Origin of the sequence: Bradyrhizobium sp. RDI18 (genome assembly GCF_043203335.1) — a bacterium.
In the GTDB taxonomy this organism is placed as follows: domain Bacteria; phylum Pseudomonadota; class Alphaproteobacteria; order Rhizobiales; family Xanthobacteraceae; genus Bradyrhizobium; species Bradyrhizobium retamae.
The window spans coordinates 2760819-2779997 of the sequence record NZ_JBICRN010000008.1 but is presented as its reverse complement, the minus strand read 5'-3'; the positions used below and the strand labels follow the sequence as shown (position 1 = coordinate 2779997).

At 58.2% G+C, this 19179-nt stretch carries 15 protein-coding genes and 3 pseudogenes; 11 read left to right on the top strand and 7 right to left on the bottom strand.

Annotated elements, in window-relative coordinates; translation table 11 throughout:
- Positions 1 to 249: 249 nt before the first annotated feature.
- Together ACFXS9_RS22490 and ACFXS9_RS22485 are read right to left on the bottom strand one after the other, a co-directional pair.
- On the bottom strand, positions 250 to 612 hold the full coding sequence (locus tag ACFXS9_RS22490) for a hypothetical protein (protein WP_392692148.1): 363 nt from the start codon (positions 610 to 612) through the stop codon (positions 250 to 252).
- A 347-nt stretch (positions 613 to 959) separates the two neighbouring features.
- Positions 960 to 1271, bottom strand: coding sequence for a hypothetical protein (locus ACFXS9_RS22485; protein ID WP_392692146.1), 312 nt, complete (start codon positions 1269 to 1271; stop codon positions 960 to 962).
- Positions 1272 to 2708: 1437 nt separating this feature from the next.
- Between ACFXS9_RS22485 and ACFXS9_RS22480 the strand changes: the two genes are divergently transcribed.
- On the top strand, positions 2709 to 2870 hold the full coding sequence (locus tag ACFXS9_RS22480) for a hypothetical protein (RefSeq protein ID WP_392692143.1): 162 nt from the start codon (positions 2709 to 2711) through the stop codon (positions 2868 to 2870).
- A gap of 350 nt (positions 2871 to 3220) precedes the next feature.
- Here ACFXS9_RS22480 and ACFXS9_RS22475 read toward each other — a convergent pair whose 3' ends face one another.
- Positions 3221 to 3511, bottom strand: coding sequence for a hypothetical protein (locus tag ACFXS9_RS22475; protein WP_392692140.1), 291 nt, complete (start codon positions 3509 to 3511; stop codon positions 3221 to 3223).
- Positions 3512 to 5257: 1746 nt separating this feature from the next.
- Between ACFXS9_RS22475 and ACFXS9_RS22470 the strand changes: the two genes are divergently transcribed.
- The gene (locus tag ACFXS9_RS22470; RefSeq protein WP_392692099.1) at positions 5258 to 6268 is read left to right on the top strand and encodes a formyltransferase family protein; all 1011 of its coding nucleotides are present in this window, start codon (positions 5258 to 5260) and stop codon (positions 6266 to 6268) included.
- A gap of 558 nt (positions 6269 to 6826) precedes the next feature.
- On the opposite strand, the gene ACFXS9_RS22465 is transcribed toward ACFXS9_RS22470, so the two are convergent.
- Entirely contained in the window at positions 6827 to 6976 is a 150-nt protein-coding gene (locus ACFXS9_RS22465) for a hypothetical protein (RefSeq protein ID WP_392692138.1), read from the bottom strand.
- A 122-nt stretch (positions 6977 to 7098) separates the two neighbouring features.
- Here ACFXS9_RS22465 and ACFXS9_RS22460 point away from each other — a divergent pair, with 122 nt between their 5' ends.
- Complete coding sequence (locus ACFXS9_RS22460; RefSeq protein ID WP_392692135.1) at positions 7099 to 7437, top strand: AMP-binding protein; 339 nt, start codon at positions 7099 to 7101, stop codon at positions 7435 to 7437.
- Between the two features lie 46 nt (positions 7438 to 7483).
- Here ACFXS9_RS22460 and ACFXS9_RS22455 read toward each other — a convergent pair whose 3' ends face one another.
- A complete protein-coding gene (locus tag ACFXS9_RS22455; protein ID WP_392692133.1) occupies positions 7484 to 7969 on the bottom strand; it encodes an ABC transporter ATP-binding protein in 486 nt (161 codons plus the stop codon).
- A 146-nt stretch (positions 7970 to 8115) separates the two neighbouring features.
- Between ACFXS9_RS22455 and ACFXS9_RS22450 the strand changes: the two genes are divergently transcribed.
- The 5 genes from ACFXS9_RS22450 to ACFXS9_RS22430 all read left to right on the top strand — a co-directional run bounded on the left by ACFXS9_RS22450 (position 8116) and on the right by ACFXS9_RS22430 (position 13308).
- Positions 8116 to 8403 (top strand): hypothetical protein, encoded by a 288-nt coding sequence (locus ACFXS9_RS22450; RefSeq protein WP_392692130.1) that lies wholly within the window; start codon positions 8116 to 8118, stop codon positions 8401 to 8403.
- Between the two features lie 277 nt (positions 8404 to 8680).
- Positions 8681 to 9940: an IS256 family transposase gene (locus ACFXS9_RS22445; RefSeq protein WP_392699954.1), complete on the top strand. Its 1260-nt coding sequence runs from the start codon at positions 8681 to 8683 to the stop codon at positions 9938 to 9940.
- 140 nt (positions 9941 to 10080) lie between these two features.
- Positions 10081 to 10497, top strand: a complete 417-nt coding sequence (locus ACFXS9_RS22440; protein WP_392692127.1) for a hypothetical protein — start codon at positions 10081 to 10083, stop codon at positions 10495 to 10497.
- Between the two features lie 92 nt (positions 10498 to 10589).
- Positions 10590 to 11933, top strand: coding sequence for an IS1182 family transposase (locus tag ACFXS9_RS22435; RefSeq protein ID WP_057846620.1), 1344 nt, complete (start codon positions 10590 to 10592; stop codon positions 11931 to 11933).
- 418 nt (positions 11934 to 12351) lie between these two features.
- The gene (locus tag ACFXS9_RS22430; protein ID WP_392692124.1) at positions 12352 to 13308 is read left to right on the top strand and encodes an alpha/beta hydrolase family protein; all 957 of its coding nucleotides are present in this window, start codon (positions 12352 to 12354) and stop codon (positions 13306 to 13308) included.
- Positions 13309 to 13542: 234 nt separating this feature from the next.
- Here ACFXS9_RS22430 and ACFXS9_RS22425 read toward each other — a convergent pair whose 3' ends face one another.
- The gene (locus ACFXS9_RS22425; RefSeq protein WP_392692121.1) at positions 13543 to 14025 is read right to left on the bottom strand and encodes a MarR family winged helix-turn-helix transcriptional regulator; all 483 of its coding nucleotides are present in this window, start codon (positions 14023 to 14025) and stop codon (positions 13543 to 13545) included.
- Between the two features lie 449 nt (positions 14026 to 14474).
- Here ACFXS9_RS22425 and ACFXS9_RS22420 point away from each other — a divergent pair, with 449 nt between their 5' ends.
- Positions 14475 to 16010, top strand: a complete 1536-nt coding sequence (locus ACFXS9_RS22420) for a porin (RefSeq protein WP_392692118.1) — start codon at positions 14475 to 14477, stop codon at positions 16008 to 16010.
- A gap of 511 nt (positions 16011 to 16521) precedes the next feature.
- Positions 16522 to 17434: pseudogene (locus ACFXS9_RS22415) on the top strand (IS3 family transposase); the annotation flags it as partial.
- A 233-nt stretch (positions 17435 to 17667) separates the two neighbouring features.
- Here ACFXS9_RS22415 and ACFXS9_RS22410 read toward each other — a convergent pair.
- Positions 17668 to 18709: pseudogene (locus tag ACFXS9_RS22410) on the bottom strand (IS110 family transposase).
- 74 nt (positions 18710 to 18783) lie between these two features.
- Here ACFXS9_RS22410 and ACFXS9_RS22405 point away from each other — a divergent pair.
- Positions 18784 to 19057 (top strand): annotated as a pseudogene (locus ACFXS9_RS22405) (transposase); the annotation flags it as partial.
- Positions 19058 to 19179: the final 122 nt, after the last annotated feature.

Genomic DNA, 19179 nt, shown 5'->3' with positions numbered 1-19179 from the left:
ATAACGTCTAAAAGGCTGCCCGTGACACAAGGGGAAGAACCCCCCGGTTTGCCGGGCGGTTTCTCAGGAGTGCCGAGTATGAACGGCTGCTTGAATGTGGAAGTCTTCTATCCAACCGCATGAGGGCAAAGGATTAGCGAAGTGCAACGAGCCATCGCGAAGGGGTCTGAAGAAGCCGTGGAGCAAAGCCGCGGACGGACTAATCTAAAGCGTGATGAGGTTAGCTTAAATCGATTTGAGGTTCCCAAATCAGGAGAATTCTGATTTACCATGAGGCCTCGGCGTGAAGGCCAGCATGGATGGGCAAGTCTTTTCTCTGAGGATCTTCGGGAGCGGGTCGTTGTAGGTTGTTCCCGGCGGATTGTCCTGCAACGAGGCGGCTAAACAGCTCGGTGTTGCGGTCAGCACGGCCGTTGGATGGGTGCGACGGCATCGGGAGACCGGCAGCGTGGCGCCCGGTAGGATGGGCGGCCACGGGCCGAACGCGATTTCCGGCGAACACCGTGTCTGGGTTTTAGGGCGAATCAAGGGGACTTCACCTTGCGCTGCTTGGTCGCCGAGCTCGCTGATCGCGGGCTGAAGGCTGATACCGTTCAGTGGGAGTTCGTCCACCCGAGAAGCTCAGCTTGAAAAAAGGGTGGTGGCTGGCGAACGCGACCGTCCGGACCTCGCCAGACGGCGAGCTCAGTGGATCAAATATCAAGATCGCCTTCGAACCTGAGCGCTTGGTCTTCAGCGACGAGATCTGGAACAGGACCGATATGGCGGCCTTGCGGGGGTGGACGCCCGGTGACGAGAGGATTCCAAGCAAGATTCCGCACGGCCGCTGGAAGACTTCCTGGCGCATTGCACCTGCCCGGATCGAGGCTCCATGGTTTCTCGAGGGGGCCGAACGATCGCGAGAGTTTCCGCCTCTAGTCGAGAAGGTCCTCCTTCCGACGCTTCGTCCCGGCGACACCCTAATCAACAATCCCGGCAACCACAGAGGCAAAATCGTGCGTCAGCTTACCCGCCTCGTCAATTTCACATAAGTGCCGCTGTCGTGAACCCAGAGCCGATCCTTGGGCGTCGTGCGACCGCCTTTGCTTCGTCTCCGTGCTGGAGACTTTCGCAGATATGGCGTGCTCGACCTCGGACGCCAGAACACTCAAGTGATCCGCAAGCCTTGCGAACAGCTCTCGCTTTTCCAGGCCAGTCGCCAGATCGCTGATCAATTTGCATTCGGCTGCATCAGTGCGGAGCTTTTTCAAGTGCTTCTGCAGGTCTTTCATTAATATGCCGTGGGAGCGACCTATTCAGACCAATTAATCGGGGTGTAGTTCAGCTCTGGTCCATTTCCGAACGAAGCAATTCAGCATAGGTGCGCAGATTGTTAACAACACAGCGGCAACGTCCGGCGTTCGTGCGACCGGCCAACTTGCCGCCGCACACTTTCCCAAAGAGACAATAGCTCTCATCTTTCGAGCTTGAAAAGTTCATCCGGACGCCCCAATTCTTGCGCGCAGATGCTACAGGCATCTCAAGGGCCGGACCGTTCGTTTCGGACATTGCCACGCAGAAACCAGTACCCGCTGCACATTAACCACACGAGTTTTTCGGTCACCCGCGCTACGCCTATCACGTCGGTTCGAACAGAACAGCTGGGCTTTGCAGCGTCTATCTTTGATCGTTCCACATGTTGCCAGCTAGCCGGTGTGGCTTAGACTCATCAGTTGGCTGCGATCCCAATTCGTGCACAGGAATTAATTTGACGTGTAAGCGGTCGCGCAGTTCAAAGGAAGTGAGCGATGGAGGTGGCATATGTATTCGGCTCTTGTCGGGATTCTTTTTCTTTTGAGCATCGGCATACTATTGGCCCACGCGATGGATGCTTTTCGCTCGGGTTCGTGAGAGCAAAGCTCGATACGGACGATCCGCTCATGCAAACAGTGCTGCGCCTGCCTCAGTTCTGACGACGGATCGCGCCCGGTGAAGCGATCGAGTTCTCAGACCGCCGTTATGCGTGCGGAGGCCATCTCCCTTAAGCCTAGCGATGTCGGCGGCGTCGCTCTCAGCCGCTCTGGAGGTCCGGCGGCGACTTCGGCGATCCGAAGGTGATCCGGAATTCGGCGAACTGACCCGAGGATCTGATCGCGCTCGGGGATTGTATCCTTCTCGCAAGTCCGCGTGAGGCTCAGATCAGACCCGATCAGGAAGTCGCCTATATAGGTGCCGTCTAGCTTCTAGTTGAACCGCCTCAGCCAATTTTTTCAAAATCGACCAAGCACCTTTCAAGGTTGTCATTCGCTTCGCTGAGAACCTTCTCGTTTCGTCCTGCCGCTTGAAATGCGGCTTGACTGGTCCTTCACTCACCGCGCTCAAGTGCCTGCAGACCCTCGTGAGATCACGACACGTCCTCTGGGATAAAGCTATGTTTTCGAGCGGCATCATTTCGGAAAAGAACGCCTTTGACGCTGTCTTCTCGGACCCGGCAACCCCTCGAAGTTGAGCTCCACGAGTGGGACCAGGCCTTCGCTTCCGTCCTGACAACACCCTTCCCATGCTCGTGATCAGCGAGCCGAACATCCTGTACTCGTCTCGACCGAAAAGGCCAATCTAGGCTACCTTCGCGCAGCTCTCGGACCTGGCCTTGATTGCCTGGTTGACAAGCGCGTCGTTTCTTCCATGTGTGCAAATGGACGCCGTGCAGCGAACCGGCTGGTGATGCGGTGGCAGAGCTCAAACAGACCAGGCAGGCGCACATCACGGTTTGGTGGAATGGCGGTTCTCTCGGCGGCGCAGCCTTTCGCGAGAGGCTCTATCCCACGCTGGACATACTGGTAACTAACGCCGACGACGGCGTTGGCCGCAGAAGACTGTTTGATGATTGAGAAGATGCCGACAAAGATGTAAGCGGTTATCACGGCTGCAAGTAACAGATTCCTGATCGTCGTGACGGGCGCGGCTCAGACGCGACGATAAAGCCGAATATATGAGATGCCGCACAAATCTGTGGTGCAGCGGGGTGCGAATTGCGGCGCTGGCTTGCGCGGCTCGCGAGATCAGGTGCTTTGATATAGTCCGAACAATTCGAATTGATCGATCAGAAACGTGCTTGTGAACACGAATATCCAGCCGACGAATGAGACTGTCGCAGCCGTCACCGCGCCATAGCTTCCTCGGCCTGCCGGATGCCACTACCAGATTAGCAGCATAAGGCTCGCAGCGATAAGTACTTCGCTCAATGCGCTTCGGCACTTATTGTGTCCAGGAGTCTTTGAAGCGCTTGCGCGTCCTGACGCTGTGTTGGATGGCAAGCGGAGCCATCCGCCCCCTCTACGGCAAGCGATGCGATGCATGTCTGCCGGCCCGTGTCGATCGTCTTCGGCACGACTTGGCCGCTTACGAAACAGACAACAGATAGAATTGTGATGAAGAAAGCGATGTCCGCGGCCGATCCATAGAGAAAACTGACGATCCTTGAAAATCGAATTCCGGACGACTCCTGGATAATGCGGTGGGTTGGGGTCATGATCGACTCCGCTAAGCCAACACTGCCCCACACAGTGGTCGCTAAAGAATACTGAACTCACGGCTCAAAGCCCTGACGAGGCACTTGGTTTGTCAATAACACGATAATAGGTGTTTTTGAGGACAGAATCGTCCGGAATCTGCTCAACAGGGCCTCTCGATCCTGGTAGCTGGACGGTAGTCGAACGGTCGCGCTACGCTCCGACCATGCGGTCCGTTCTTGTGAGCGTGCTATCCAGCGCTTCGACCGAATTGCGCAACCAAGACGAAATCAAGGCGCTCTACCTCGGCGCACGCCGCGAAGTGGAGTCGGCGAGAAGCCGCTGACGCATGCCGTTGCCTGACTTTGATTGACAGAGAGGAAACGCGCCTGGCTACGGACAATCCAGCGCGCAAGATCAATCAAGACGTTTATTCTCGAACGATAGGCGGAGCAATCGACATGTTCTCGACGATCTGCACTATGAACCCGACGATCGGCGGTATGGCGATCTGCAGGGCTTGCGCTAGGACGACAGTGTTCATGGGGCCAGCGGGGTGGGGCCAGCCGGGCCTCCTGGTCAGAAACTTGTGAGATGAATGCCCCCATAAGTCTTAGCTCGCATCGAGGCGAGCGGCGATATATTTTTCGATACGGAGGCAACGATTTTAGAACGGGATAGGGGTGTCAGGCACCCCCCGTGACCGCGACTGGACAGCAAAACTGATCGGAGTACCAGTTTGTGGTGCAGGAACCGCTTGGCGCGATGGCGAGCACTGGCAGTTTTAAGGCGCACCGATAAGCAGCACCCGCTGCAGTGCCCCGCGAATGATTCCGTCGTCATCGACACGAACACGCGTCGCCGGTCCACGGCTTCGGCTGTTTCGACTCCGATCTACAGCATCGCTCGCCTCTAATCCTGTCTGGCAGGGAGAGGGGTTAGCAAGTTCCGTTCGGTGACTCACAAACCAGCTTTTCTGGCCACGCGAAGCGCGCAATTCGTGTCCAACACCTGACAGCGGCACAAAGCCCGTCAGGTTCAGAACACCGGTCGGCTGGGCGCGTGGAGCAACAGCGAATTGCTCAAGATCCCGTCTGGCGCCTTGAATTGCGCCAATTGGATAAGGACTTTGAGCGGCGGATCTGTTGTTCAGGCGCTGACTACGAGAAATTTTGCAAGACAAGATTGTCGTCAAGTTAAAGCCAGGGGACCTCGTCGTCCTTTGGTCATCATCCTTAAGCGGACGTGCAAGTTTGCCTCAAGAGGTCACCTTCGTCATTTGACGGCCTGTATTGTCGTGTTCAGCCATGTCCAGTTGAGGACGTTATGTCCGCGACTCGACACTAACGCTTAAGTATTCTCCGCTTCGGAGCGAAGTGCATGGATTTGTTCCTTTGCAAGCGGGGCCTGCTCAACGTTTTGGGTGGCACGCTGATTGCTGGGAGAGGGTGAAGGATCTGTTGCGATCATGGCGGTCCCGCAGCTGCCCGCCTACGGATACAAATGAAGCTTGCTCGACTGATCCAAATCCACGCCATGGAGGCTGCACTGTTGAGTGCGGCTTCATCAAGTGAAGCTTTGCCGCTTCCATCACGGGTTCCGCTGTCGTTGATCGCGCTGGATACCTCTCAACACTGGCTGACTTTGATTAGCATTCAACCCGGTTACTCCCGAGCGAATGCAAATCAGTGTGACCGGGTTAAGTCGCGATGTGGTGCGGCGCATACGGCGAGAACTCCCCAACCTACAGCATGGAGTAGCTGAATATGGCGCATTGGTCTGCTTCGGTGCTCGCAGACGCTTGCAAACCGGGCGATTGGGATGGGCAACCACCTGCAGTCGCATCAATTCGCTCCAGCATCTTTGTTGGCAGTGGTACGCTAGCTATCAGGTGTGCTCAGCTAGTAAGTAAGATGGGTCATGTCGTCTGCGCGGCGCTGTGTGCCGACGCCATATTCCGGGACTGGGCTTCTCGCGCCAATATCTTGTGTGTAGACAGTGTTGAAGAGCTCTCCGTGTTGATGAATGCCGACCCGGTAGACTGGATATTTTCCGTAGGAAATCCATTCATACTGCCACCGGATGTGTTTGCCCGAGTCCGTCAAGGCGCTTTCAATTACCAAGACGGCCCGTTGCCACGATATGCGGGAGCTCATTCGATGTCTTGGGCGCGGCTGGCACAAGAGACCGACTCTGCCATCGGGTGGTATCGTATCAATGATGGTGTTAATAGGGGTGAGTTGGTGGTTGAGCGCCAAGTTTCTATTGCGCCAACCGATACGGCGTTGACCCTGAACCTCAAATGTCATGAAGCCGCTGTCGAAGGCTTCCGCGAGCTTCTAGCTGGCTTAACGAATGGAGAGCTCCATGCTGGTTCGCAGGCGCCAGTGGACGGAAGCGTTTCTCCGAGGCGTCGACGCCCAGATGCTGCGGGCTGTCTGCGATGGAATCGCTCCGCGCAAGATCTCTCAACGATCACACGCGCCTTAAACTATGGACCGTATCATTCCAATCCGTTGTGTCTGCCGAAGGTGCACCTAGGGGATGATGTTGTCGCAGTCAGGCGCTTGAAAGTATCTGCTGGACGCTGCGGCCTTCCGGCAGGGTCCCTGGTTGAAATCCACCGCAGCAACTGGCGTGTGGCGACAGGGACAGAGGATGTTGATGTTTGGTTTGGCAGCTCAGACGGTCTGACTCTGAATGCACGGACACTCGCGAGGCAGTCCGCTCTGAATGTAGGCGATCGCCTCCCGATTTTGAGCGATGAGGAGGCGTAGAGCATAACTGTTGCCCATGGAATGTTGGCGCCTCGGGAGAACTTTTGGCGGCAGCGGCTTGAGCAGTTTAAGGAATTGCAGATTCCGTTTCTGTCGTCTTCGGAAACTGCGGCTCCCCCGAGATGGCAGTCGAGTTCCTGGCTCATTCCAAGTGCCTTGGCCGAGTTGTCGCCATTTGATCGTACTGAGTACTTGCTGACTGATCTATCTCCCTCGCATCACGGGAGAATCAGAGCTTCAACCGGGGTGGACTCCCGCAACGAATGGATCGCGAGCCGGGATGAGGGCGGTGGAGGGTGCTTGTCGCCTCTGTCGTGCCGATGCAAATGACCATCGATCTCGGTCGAGATTTTGCGGGGGTACGCAGGGCGGTCGCGGCCGAATGCGCGGATCTGAGAGAGCACGATAGTTTTCCGCGGGATCTTATCGCGCGCTCTCCGACGTTGCGGGGCAAGGAGGCGCTACAATCGCGCCGGCCTTGGCCGATTGGCGTCACGGTGACCGCTAATAGCTGTTCTGCCGCTGGTGATCTAGCTTCGAGCCCGAGTTCTGAGGGCCCTATTCGGTGATTTGCTGACGTTTGAGGTTTGCGCTCTCGATGGGAGCTTTCGGTGGCACTTTGATGCCAGTCGCTTGGCGCCCAAGCAGATCGACCGTATGACGCAGCATTTGCAAAACTTGTTGTGTGCTGTGATAGCCGATGCGCAACAGGCGGTCGCACGGGTTGAGCTGCTGTCGTCCGAGGAGCGCGCATACCTTTTGGAGGAGCTGAACCGGACGGCGGCGCCCTATCCATCGAGCGGTGGGTCCATGAGCTGTTTGAGGCGCAGGTGCGGCAAGCGGCGGATGTCGTGGCGGTGGTTCATGCGGACGATCGCTTAAGCTGTGGCGAGCTCAATGCGCGGGCGAACCGTTTGGCGCATCATCTGATCGCGCTTGGTGTGAGGCCGGATCAGCCGGTCGCGATTTGCCTTCAGCGCAGCCCGGCGATGGTGGTGGGGCTTTTGGCGATCCTCAAGACAGGGGGCGCGTATCTGCCGCTCGATCCGGCCCATCCGCCCGCGCGGCTGCGGCAGGTTCTTGATCCGCCAGGACGTTGTGCGTTGGGTTTAGAGCCGGCTCGGCGCGGTGCTATCCACGAGCTCGATGGTTTCCGGCCGTACACATAAATCGACGCCGCGCTCGCAGCATGGACGACTAGCCGTCGGACGAATCTCATGCCATGGTCGGTGGGTACGAAATGATACCATCGGTTGATTGGCCGCTTTTCGATCCGTAGAACCAGTTCGATCTGCCAACAAACTCCGCGACGAATTTGTCGGCAGGTGCCTCATAAATCTGTGTCGGTGTTCCCCGCTCAGCATTTTTTCCAGCATCCATCACGACTACTTCATCGCCAAGGGTGAGAGCTTCTTCCTGATCGTGTGTGACTACGATGGTCGTGGCGCCGACCGATCTGAGGATGTCCTTCAGCTTAAGCCGCAATTCTAGGTGAAGCTTCGCATCGAGCGCGGACAAAGGCTCGCCAAGGAGAACGGTCTGTGGATCGATCGCCAGTGCACGCGCAAGCGCCACACGCTGCTGTTGTTCGCCGCTCAGCTGATAGGGGTATCGGGCGTCCATGCCGGTAAGTTGCACGAGCGATAGCATTTGCGCGATGCGAGAGGGGATCTCCGATCCCGAAGTGCCGCGGTATCGCATGCCAGAAGCGACATTCTCGGGGAAAGAGCGCGTAATCTTGGAACAGGAGCTCAACCTTGGGCTCGTAGGGCCTCAGATGGCCGACGTCCTCGCCGGCAATTTCGACTGTCTCCGTTCAGGCAACGTACAGCCCGCAATGATGCGCAATGTCGTCCTATTACCGCAGCCGCTCGGCCCAAAAAGAGAGCACCTTTCCTCTCTCTATATCGAGTGAGATGCCATCGACTGCGGCGCGCGCGGCATGGACCAGCATCCAGATCGGCATTGCGGTCACTATCCGATCGACTATCGTCGGCACACCCGCGGACTACGGCCTCGACCGTGCCATCCCACGGCTGCGCAGCACCCTCACCATGGCGATTCTGGCGCCGATCGCCTTACCCAGCTGTCGTCGGCATCGCGGCTTATCTTGGTTTTGCTCAAGTTCTGATTGATTGGTACGAAGACCGGCATTGCTCTCACGCACAGCCTCGGTGCGATCGGCTACCTCGTAGTGATCGTCTCAGCGACTCTATTCGAACTTCGACCGCCGGCTGGAGCAGGCGGCGAAGAGCATGCGTGCCGGCCCGCTGCAGACCTTTAGCCGGTAACGCTGCGGTGCCGTCGCGAGATTGGTAGGAATTGAAGTTGGCGTAGTCTGCGGGGTGTTCAACCTCGAATCACCCGGCGTTAGCGCGCTGGGCTGGAGACTACGCCATGAAGAAGCATACCATGCAGCCTGATTCCGCGACACATGCAGCGGAGACAGCCCCCCAGCTTTTCGACAATTGGTTTGACCCGATCGAATTTGGAGTGCGCGGCCGGGTGCGCGATTTCATCGAGACGATGATGGAGGAGGAACTCGATGCGGTGCTTTCCCGACCTTGCTATGGGCGTATTGCGCCGGACGCGGGCAGGCAAGCCAGCACGGCAGAGGGGAGTACCGGCCATCGTCATGGCCACCGGTCGCGCTCGCTGCTTGGGACGTTTGGCCCGGTCGAGATGGCCGTGCCGCGCGCGCGATTGAACACCCCCGACGGCGGTACGACCGAATGGAAGAGCAAGGCATTGAAGGCCTACCAGCGCCGTACCATCGCGGCGGATGCGGTGATCGCCGCCACCTATCTGGCCGGCACCAACACGCGGCGGGTTCGTCGGGCGTTGACGGCGCTGTTTGGCGCCGCGGTGAGCAAGGACACGGTGAGCCGAACCTGGCGCAAGGTGAAGACCGACTGGGACGCTTGGAATACCCGCTCGCTGGCCGACGAGCCGATCGTCAGGCTGATCCTCGACGGTACGGTGGTTCGCGTTCGGCTCGACCGCAAAGCCACTTCGATTTCGCTGCTTGTCGTCTTGGGGGTGCGCGCCGACGGACAGAAAGTTCTGCTCGCGATCAAGAACATGGGCGGTGAAAGCGCCGAGGCCTGGCGCAGTGTGCTTGACGATCTAACCAGGCGCGGTTTGCAGCGGCCTGAGTTCCTCATCGTCGATGGCGCGGCGGGGCTCGACAGCGCCATCGCCGCGGTGTGGGGCAGCGTGCCACTCCAACGCTGCACGGTGCACAAGCACAGAAACCTGCTCGCGCACGCGCCGGAGCGCCTGCACGAGGAAATCACCGCCGACTACAACGATATGATCTACGCAGAAACAAGCCAGCAGATCGAAGCGCGACGCAAGGCTTTCATTCGTAAATGGCGCCTCAAACACCGTGCCGTTGCCGACAGCCTCGAGGAAGCCGGCGCACGCCTGTTCAGCTTCACCCGCCTGCCTCCCGAACAATGGAAGAGCGCGCGCACCACCAATGCGATCGAGCGGCTGCACGAGGAGTTCAAGCGACGCATCAAGACGCAAACCGTGCTGCCTTCTGCCGAAACCGCTGCAATGTTGTTCTGGGCTTTGCTTGCCTCCGGCCAGATCAACATGCGCAAAGTCGACGGCTGGAAAACACTCGCCGAAAAACCCATCGCTCAGCCAATTGACCTCGCCGCCTGAAACGTTATCTTCAAATTCTCGGAGCCTGCGCTACGACAATTCCAACCACATTCCTGACGGCACCAACGCTGCCGCTGATCCCCAGGCATCATCGGTGGGCTCTGTTCGCGTTCCTCCACTCTTTCGACGAGGTCGTCAAATTGTCGCTGATCAGCGAATTCTCGATCCGCAAGCTGCCGCTGAAGATGTGGGAGAACATGCGCCACGAGATCGACCCGACGATCGCCGCAGCAGTGTTGCTGCTGATGCTTCTGGACCGTGCTCTGGCTGATCGTTCTCAACATCACCCGGCCGCGGTCGAGGCCGACAGTTCCGGGAGCGCTTCGAGAGACCACGACTTGAATCTCCACGCTCGAGGTGTCGCTGGAGATCGAAAGCGCTCTGATTTTTGTCCATCGAGAGACGGGTCTCGGTGCCTCTTGATGTCAGGGGAGGTCGAAACGATGGACAGTGAAATGCGCTTCGCGGCACTACAGCACGAATCCGCCTCCCCTCACTTCCATCGTACTGCCGGCACGCGCCGGCCCACACTAAGCGCGGCTTTTCACGGCCCTTGAGAGTGGCGCTGCGGTAGCCAGCAGGTAACGCCTAGGAGCCTGTCTGAGTAGTGACTGGTCAAGAGGGAGCGAGTCTGATTCCTTGCGCAGCCATGAGCAAGGAATTTCGCCCCTGGAAGATCGACGAGGCCCAGCTTCTGCCGCCGAGCGTGCAGGATTATGTGCCGAGGGACCACGTTTCGCGGCTGATCGTGTCGCTGGTCAGGGAAAGCCTTGATCTATCGGCGATCATAGGCAGCTACCGAAGCGGGCTGGGGCAGCCGCCGTTCGATCCTCGGATGCTGACGGCGCTGCTTCTGCACGGCTACGCGAGCGGTATCTACTCGTCGCGGCGGATCGCCAGGGCGGCGGTGGAGCGGGCGGATTTCATGATGATCGTGGCGGGCGATGCGCCGGACTTCCGCACGATCTCAGAGTTCCGGCGGCGGCACCTGAAGGCGCTGGCCGACCTGTTCGTGCAGGTGTTGAAGCTGGCCGAGAAGGCCGGGTTGGTGAAGCTCGGGCACGTTGCGCTCGACGGCACCAAGATCAAGGCGAACGCGTCCAAGCACAAGGCGATGAGCTATGATCGCATGAAGAAGCGGGAAGCGGAGCTTGCAGCGGAGGTCGACCGCTGGCTCAAGGCGGCGGAGGCCGCCGATGCGCAGGAGGATAAGCTCTACGGCGACAAGCGCGGCGACGAGATGCCCGATTGGGTGGCCGACAAGCAGAAGCGGCTTGAGAAGATCCGCGAGGCCAAGGCCGCGCTGGAGGCCGAAGCCAAGGCCGCAGCCGAGGCGGAGCGCAAGGCGCGGGCCGAAGCCGAGGAGCGCCGCATCGCCGAAGGGGGCAAAAAGAACGGCAAGACGTCCGCGCCGCCGAACACGGAGCCCGACGGCAAGGCGCAACGCAATTTCACCGACCCGGAAAGCCGCATCCTGAAGACCAAGGACGGTTACATCCAGGGCTACAACGCCCAGGCCGCGGTCGATGGTGCCCATCAGATCATCGTGGCGCAGACGCTGACCAGTTCCTCCAGCGATCAGGCGCAACTGGCGCCGTTGCTCGACGGGATCAGGGCCAATCTGGGGACCAATCCCGACGAAGTATCGGCCGACGCCGGCTACTGCTCCGACGCCAATCTTCGCACGATCAAACGGCGGCGCATCGAGGGCTACATCGCCACCGGAAGGCAGAAGCACGGCACCAAATCCGCCACCGCGAAAAAGGCTTCAAGACCCGGCTCGCTGATCGCCAGGATGAGCACCAAGCTCAAGCGCGCCGGCTACCGAAGTCGCTACCGCTTGCGCAAGCAGATCGTCGAAGCCGTCTTCGGACAGATCAAACAGGCAAGAGGGTTCAGGCAATTCCTGCTGCGCGGCATCGAAAAGGTCAGCGCAGAATGGGCGCTCATCTGCACCGCTCACAACCTCGTCAAGCTCGCAAGGGCCGCCTGAGCCGCCATTATCAAGATAAAACTGCCTTCCCAAAGCTAACTGGACAGGCTCCTAGATAGCCGTCTCTGCTTCTCCCGAAGGATCGAGCCTGGATGCGTGAAAAATTCCTACAATCCGCTTTAGACGCTGAACTTCGGAGTTTTAAGGCTTTCCATTAGGGAATTTCGGCGCCGGAACTTGCTAATATTTATTAAAGGAGATGAGTACCAAAGCCTGAGAAGCCACTATCTCACCGATAGATTTCATCTCCAAAACCAGCAGCATAATGATTTGGTCGTCCTGACCAAAGGCTGAGGGATCTGCACCGAGGGGCAAATCGATGGAGTTAGGTGCTTGGGCTTATGTGAGGGGTGATCTTGCGTCCACACGACGGGGCGCCTCGGCGTTCTTCGACAGTCTGCCGTCCGAGGGGGATTGCGTGGGAATAGGTCGTCAGAACTGGGCTGCGACATGGACAGCCACCGGAGATGCTTATTGCCGTCTTGCTGACCTCAATATAAACAAACGAGTCTTCGATATGGCCACGGAGGCGTGGCTTTGCGCGCTAACAGCCTTCGAAGTTGCCAGGCGGCTAGTTGCTGACGATGATCGAGAGGGGGCAGACGTTTCAGCCAAAGTCGAGGCCGGCGTTCAGAGGTTCGGATTAGCTCTCGGCCACAAGGTGGAGAGCGTGCAAATTACGTGCTGCGATCAGATTGAATTTTCGGCCCACTATTTGCCTGCTGGCACTCCCAATCTATGTGCCCCGGCCGTTATTTGCGTCAGCAGCGAAGAAGAAAAAGGAGCGACGCTGCTTGGCAGGCTCTTGCCTGTGGTTATTCGCCGGGCAATGTCCGTCCTTGTTGTCTCTCATGAGGACGTCGCACATCACTCGCGCGCCGAATCGAAAATACTATTGTCTCATTGTCTGGATCATTTATCGGCTCGGCCTGACGTTGATAGCAATCGAATCGGCGTTTACGGAGATGGATTATCGGCTGCCTTAGCTACTGATTTCGCTGCCTATGATAACCGGATCGCTGCAGCGGTTTGCGACGCTGGCATTTGGAATTGGACACGGACTCTGGGATCTATTGGCTGGATAACGAGCACCGCAGATGACTCAGATAAAGACGTGGTGTCGGCATGTCGCTCACGATTGGCACGACAGTTGAGTTGTCCAATGCTCGTCGTAGCAGGTGGGCGCGGCGTTGTCAGCGTCTCAGAGGCCATCAAACTACAGGCTGATTGTATGACGTTGGGCATCGATTTGGACTTGGCTATGCCGCAGATCATTCAAGGGGCCCCCGGGGGGCAGGTTGACAACTTCGTGACTTCAGACGACAGCATTTTCACATGGCTGGAGAAGAAGCTCACACGCGCTGCAGCTCCATAGCGAATCTTTAAGAAGCCCTGAGGGAATAGAGCGTCCACCCGCGCCCGCTGCTCTGGTCGTGTCACCGCCACGTCACTCGTCAATGTGCTCGCTTTGCCAGCTTGTTTCGAAGACGTAGCGAGTGGTCGCTCAAGTGCTCGACATCCTCTGACGTTTGGCTGCAGAAAAGGGGGCTATCCGGCTTGCAGTTGAATGGCGCAAAAGTGAGGTTTAGCCGCTCTGGTCCATTCCCGCCTACAATGCGCCTATATTAAGCTTTTGCGATGCCAACCGGCTATTCTTGGCGATCGAGGTTAGCCGTTTATTAAGGTAATCAAGCGACGCCTCATCTAAACCGTCCAATAATGTGGAGTTGAGGGCCTCTCTCTTGATCGACAGTTTCGAAATCTCTGCGCAGGCTTTTTGAGTTAAGGACATTTGGACGAACCTGGCGTCATCGAGCGATGGTTCGCGTGCCAGAAACTCCATTGTTTCTAGCTTCTTCGTTTGGTTGGTGACAAACGCCGGATGGATTCGCAGTTTGCCTGCGACCGCTATCCCTGAGACACCGCGACCCTCATCGAGTTCGTCGATAGCCATTAGAATCAACCACTGTGGCTCGGTTAGTCCCAAGAGCTGGGCCCAGCTCTTGTGTATTTCCTCAAGTTGGGAGTGGATTTCGACAATGTTCCAGATGAAGTCCCTAACGGCTCTATCGATTTTTTGTTTGTCAGCCATGTTTAGTGATTCCGCCTAACTTGGGCCTGCAGCCGCGCTCTCTGACCGCCTCGAGAGAGGTATCCGGGTTAAGTCGATGGGGAAAGGCTGCACGCGCATAGCCACCATCTAAGAAATCAATTGACATATGCAATTAATTAAGCTAACGTCTGGCTGGAAGCTTCTTCAGCTATCATGTTCAAAAATCTCCAAGGAGAACCTCCAGGATGCCCCCTGGGGGTTCTTTTTTACGAGATTGCGCCGCTTGTGGCAGAAAAGCAACATTTACCGGCCGAAAAGCGATTATTGTAATTAATTAATTGCAACAATTGAAGCGCCGAATTAGACGGTTGGACCGACGGAGAGGGGGCGCCTCGACGTCGTCCGTCAAGCACCCGCCCAGTAGGTGAGGCTAGCAGCGGCGGATCTTTGAAGGACGGAAACGACGTTTCCAACTTGGAGGTTCATCCATGAAACTGACGAAGAGTCTTATGCTCGCGTCTGCGACAATGTTTGCTAGCGCGGGAGTGCAGGCGGCCGATCTTCCCGTGAAGGCCAAGGCAGTCGAGTATGTGAAGATCTGCTCGCTGTATGGTGCCGGCTTCTATTACATCCCCGGAAGCGACACCTGCATCAAGCTGGGCGGTTACGTGCGCGCCACGACCGTGGTGGGCACCAACGGCGTCTGGGGTGCCGCCACCGGCGGCGTCGCTGGCGCGCGCAACCGCCTCAGCAACTACTACACGGCTCAATCACGTTTCGACTTCAACGTCGATACGCGCACGGTCACGGAATATGGTGTCCTTCGCACGTACGCTGAGCTGGCCTTCACCTGGACCGCGGGCGGCTATAACGGTGCCGGTACAACGGCCATTAATGGCGCGACGGCCTATAGCGGCACCAACCCCGCAGGAAGCGGTAGCGGCCAGATTTCCGGGGGTAACCTCAGTATCTACTACGCGTTCATCCAGTTCGCTGGTTTCACCTTCGGTAGAGCGCAGTCGCAGTTCTCCTCTCCCTGGACCAACTATCCAGGGAACAGCTTCGATGGCCTGCCGGGCGGCGGCGGCTGGGAAGCTGTCAATCAATTCGCCTATACCGCCGAGTTAGGGAACGGCATCGCGCTCAGCTTCTCGGCCGAGGACCAGGTCACCCGATATACGACCAACATTTGGAACGTAAGCGGCGCGACGGCAGCAGGTCTGGCCACGGGTACCTACGGTGCCGGTGACATCGGCGGTACGCGAACTCCAGACCTCGTCGCGGCGCTTCGAGTTGACCAAGCCTGGGGTCTTTTCCAGGCGTCGGTTGCCGCGCATAACAACCACGCCGGCTACTATGGCGTTGCCGAAACGACCGGTCATCCTGACGACAAATGGGGCTGGGCTGGACAGCTGGCGTTGTCGATCAAAAACATCCCGACTGGTGACCGTGATACGATCAACGTCCAGGGCGTGTATACCAACGGGGCAAGCAGTTACAACTTCCACCCTTATACGGCGTACACTTACGCAATGTACGGCGGTACGGGTCTAGGAGGAGCTTACCAGAGCGTCGGCCTTGCCGGTGTCTCTGATTCCGTCTTCGTTACCGGGTCTGACCAGCAGTTGACCACGACCTACGGCTTCAACGGCGCTTATACCCACAACTGGAATCCATTTTGGAACACGGCCGTCTACGGTGCCTGGGCTGCTGTCCGTTACAATAGCACCGCCAAGGGCTACATTTGCGGCGCGTTCGTCGGAACGCTTGGGCTGTCAAGCGGTGCTACCGGCTGCAACCCTGATTTCAACTATTCGGTTGTTGGTCTCATCACGCGCTGGACCCCAGTCAAGAACATGACCTTCTCGGCGGATATCGCTTACGTGATGCTCGACCAGAAGTATGCGAGCGGTAGTACTGTGAACCTGCCGGTGCAGACTGGCATTGCCAAACCAGCGGCTACTTATGAGCTGAAGGACCAGAACAGCCTCCAGATGATGCTCCGCGTTCAGCGCAACTGGTGAGTCTATCTTAAAACAGCGGAAGGAGAAAAACGAACTGCTCTTGTAAACCTCCAAGAAGGCCTCCGGCATGCCCGCTGGGGGCCTTTTCATACCCAGATCATTTTTTCAAAAACGGTGAAACCGAATGGCAGCAGGACGCCCTCGCGAGCCCAAGCTGAGGGCCGGCGTGTCCTTTCTGATGGAAAGCGGCTCCTGGAGTGCAACTCACAATGCGATCGAACGACGAGCAGTGCGCTGCTCGGTTATCGGCGACTTCTCGATGTTCACCGCGATGCGACAAGCCGTCTCAATCCTGCAGTAACGAACGCGGGCGCCAGCAGCGCCTGGCCAAGCATAGGACATCGGCGTGCGCTGATGGCGACATTCTTTTGACTCTCAGCCCACCTCGTTGCGATCATATGCTTGCGATTTGGCTCACATCTCACTGCGGGCTCGAGGCGACGATGTTGACCTTGCCCCACGGATTTAATCCAGGTTGAAGTTCGCTCTGGCCCACGACAAGGACCAGAGCATGAAGCGCAGCCGCTTTTCGGAAGAGCAGATCATCGGGATTTTGAAAGAGTACGAGGCCGGCGTTTCGGTCGCCGATCTGTGCCGGAAGCACGGTGTCAGCGACGCCAGCATTTACAATGGACAGCCAATTTCGGCGGAATGGAGGTCTCGGAGGCCAAGCAGCTGAAGATGCTGGAGGATGAGAACACGCGGCTGAAGCGGCTCTTGGCCGACGCCATGCTGGACAACGCAGCCTTGAAGGATCTCTTGGGAAAGAAATGGTGACGCCCGCAGCCAAGCGGAAAGCTGTCGCCATCTGCGGGAATCCTTCGAGATGAGCGAACGGCGGACGTGTAAAGCCATCGACTGTTGCCGCATGACCATGAGGTACCAGACGATCAGGTCGGACAATGCCGGCCTTCGCCAACGCATGCGAGCGATCGCCCACGAGCGCCGCCGTTTCGGCTACCGGCGCCTGCATGTGCTGCTCAAGTGGGAGGGCTATCTGGTCAATCACAAGAAGCTGTTCCGGCTGTACCGGGAAGAGAAGCCTGCGGTGCGTCGCCGTGGCGGCCGCAAGCGGGCGATCGGGACGCGGGCACCGATGACAGTGGCGATGGCACCGAACGACCGCTGGTCGCTCGACTTAGTCTCGGATCAACTGGCCGATGGCCGCCGCTTCCGCATCGTGACCGTGGTCGACGACTGCACCCGCGAGTGTCCGGCGCTGGTGGCCGACAGCTCGCTCTCCGGCACTCGGGTGGCGCGGGAATTGGACCGGCTGGTGATTGAGCGCGGCAAGCCGACAATGGTGGTCAGCGACAACGGCAGCGAGCTGACCAGCACTGCTATCCTGACCTGGGCCGATCAGCGCGTTGCAGCACTACATCGCGCCGGGTAAGCCCATGCAGAACGCCTTCATCGAGAGCTTCATGTATAGACGGCCCCGCGGATGAAAGGGATTTTAGCCGCACTTTGGATGACGGTCGGGTGCGTTCATGTATACGGCCTGTTAGTGCGACCGATACCATGGCCGCTGGCCCTGATGGAGATCGCGGATCGAGGCCTCATCAAGGGTCGCGCTTGTTGCGCTTAAAGCTCTTCGGGCTTGCTCGATCCCCAGCTCCGCCGGTTTCCATCATGCTGTCATTTGCCCTCACATCTTTCAGGTGGCCAGGTTGCGCGGCAGCTCAGGCCGCGAGCTTAGGCGATAGAATTCCCCGGTCGTCATCATCGCCCAGACGATCCGAGCTAACTTGTTGGCAACGGCGATCGCGACGACCATGGGCCGACGTCGCTCAAGTAGAGCTTCGATCCAGGCCGCCTCCGACCCGTGAGCGTGCCTTCGGGTACCGAACGACGTTCCGTGTCCGATGACAAGCAAGTGCCTGAGATAGGAATCGCCCTGTTTCGTTATGCGGCCGAGCCGGTCCTTCCCCGCCGGTGGAATTCTGCTTAGGCATCAGGCCCAACCAGGCCGCGAACTCTCGCGCCGAGCGGAACATGGTCGGGTCCGGCACAGTCGCGGCGAAGGCCGTGGCCGTTATGGGACCAACGCCGGAAATCGAGGAAAGCAACTTCGCCATCGGATTTCTCTCTGAATGTCAGCCAGCTCCCGTTCGATCGCCTCGACTTGCCGGTCCAATTCCTTCCGTTGGTTCACGAGAACAGTCAGTGCGATGCGGGCATGGGCGGGGAGCGTCAGTTCCTCGTCATTCAACAAGTCCACCAGACCATCCACCCTTTGCCGGCACTGACCGACAATGATTCCGAACTCAGCAAAGTGAGCTCGGATAGCGCAAGACGTCATGGTTCTCTGGCGGACCAGCAAGCCTCTTGCGCGATGAAGCATCAAGAAGCCTTGGTTCTCGACGCTCTTGATTGGAACGAACCGCATATTGGGATGGGTAACGGCTTCGCAGATCGCGGCCGCGTCAGCGGCGTCGTTCTTGGCTCCTCGCCGCACGTAGGGTTTTACATAGGCTCGCGGAATCAATCTCACATCGTGTCCGAACCGCCGAATCTCGCGCGCCGTCAGCGGTGGCGCAGGCCTCAATGCCGACCAAGCACGGTGCAAGCGAGGAGAAGAACGACATGATCTCGCCTCGCCGGAGGCGCTGGCGATTGGTCACTTGGCCTTGGCTGTCAACTGCATGGATGTGAAACACGTGTTTCGAAATGTCCAATCCAATTGTCGCGACTTCCATTGGTGCATTGCTCCTGTTAGCGGGTCCGTGCATTGCCAGTATATCGCCGGCGCCGAGGGAGCGGGGCCGTCTTTTCCATCAATGGCCGGCTGCGGGACGAATTGTTGAACGAGACGCTGTTCACGTCGCTGGCCCAGGCCCGCGTCGCACTCGGATGGTGGCGAGCCGATTACAACAACACACGACCGCACTCGCGGCTCGGATGGAAGATCCCGTCCGAGTTCGCCTTCCTGCCATCCGCGCCGGGATCTGGCGCTGCGCTATGCCGAAGGCTCCGCGCCAGCTCCCGTCGCTCCCACCGCCCGGCCGGGCAAATCCAATAGCCAGAGCGAACTCAGGACTGGATAAAACTTTGGGAGCAAGGTCAACATCCCGGGAGTTCTTTGCGCGGGCTCACCGCTCTCCGGCGATAGAACGACCACTAATCACCCGGTGCTATAGTTAGAGGCTCCGCGAAATCGCCAGATCAA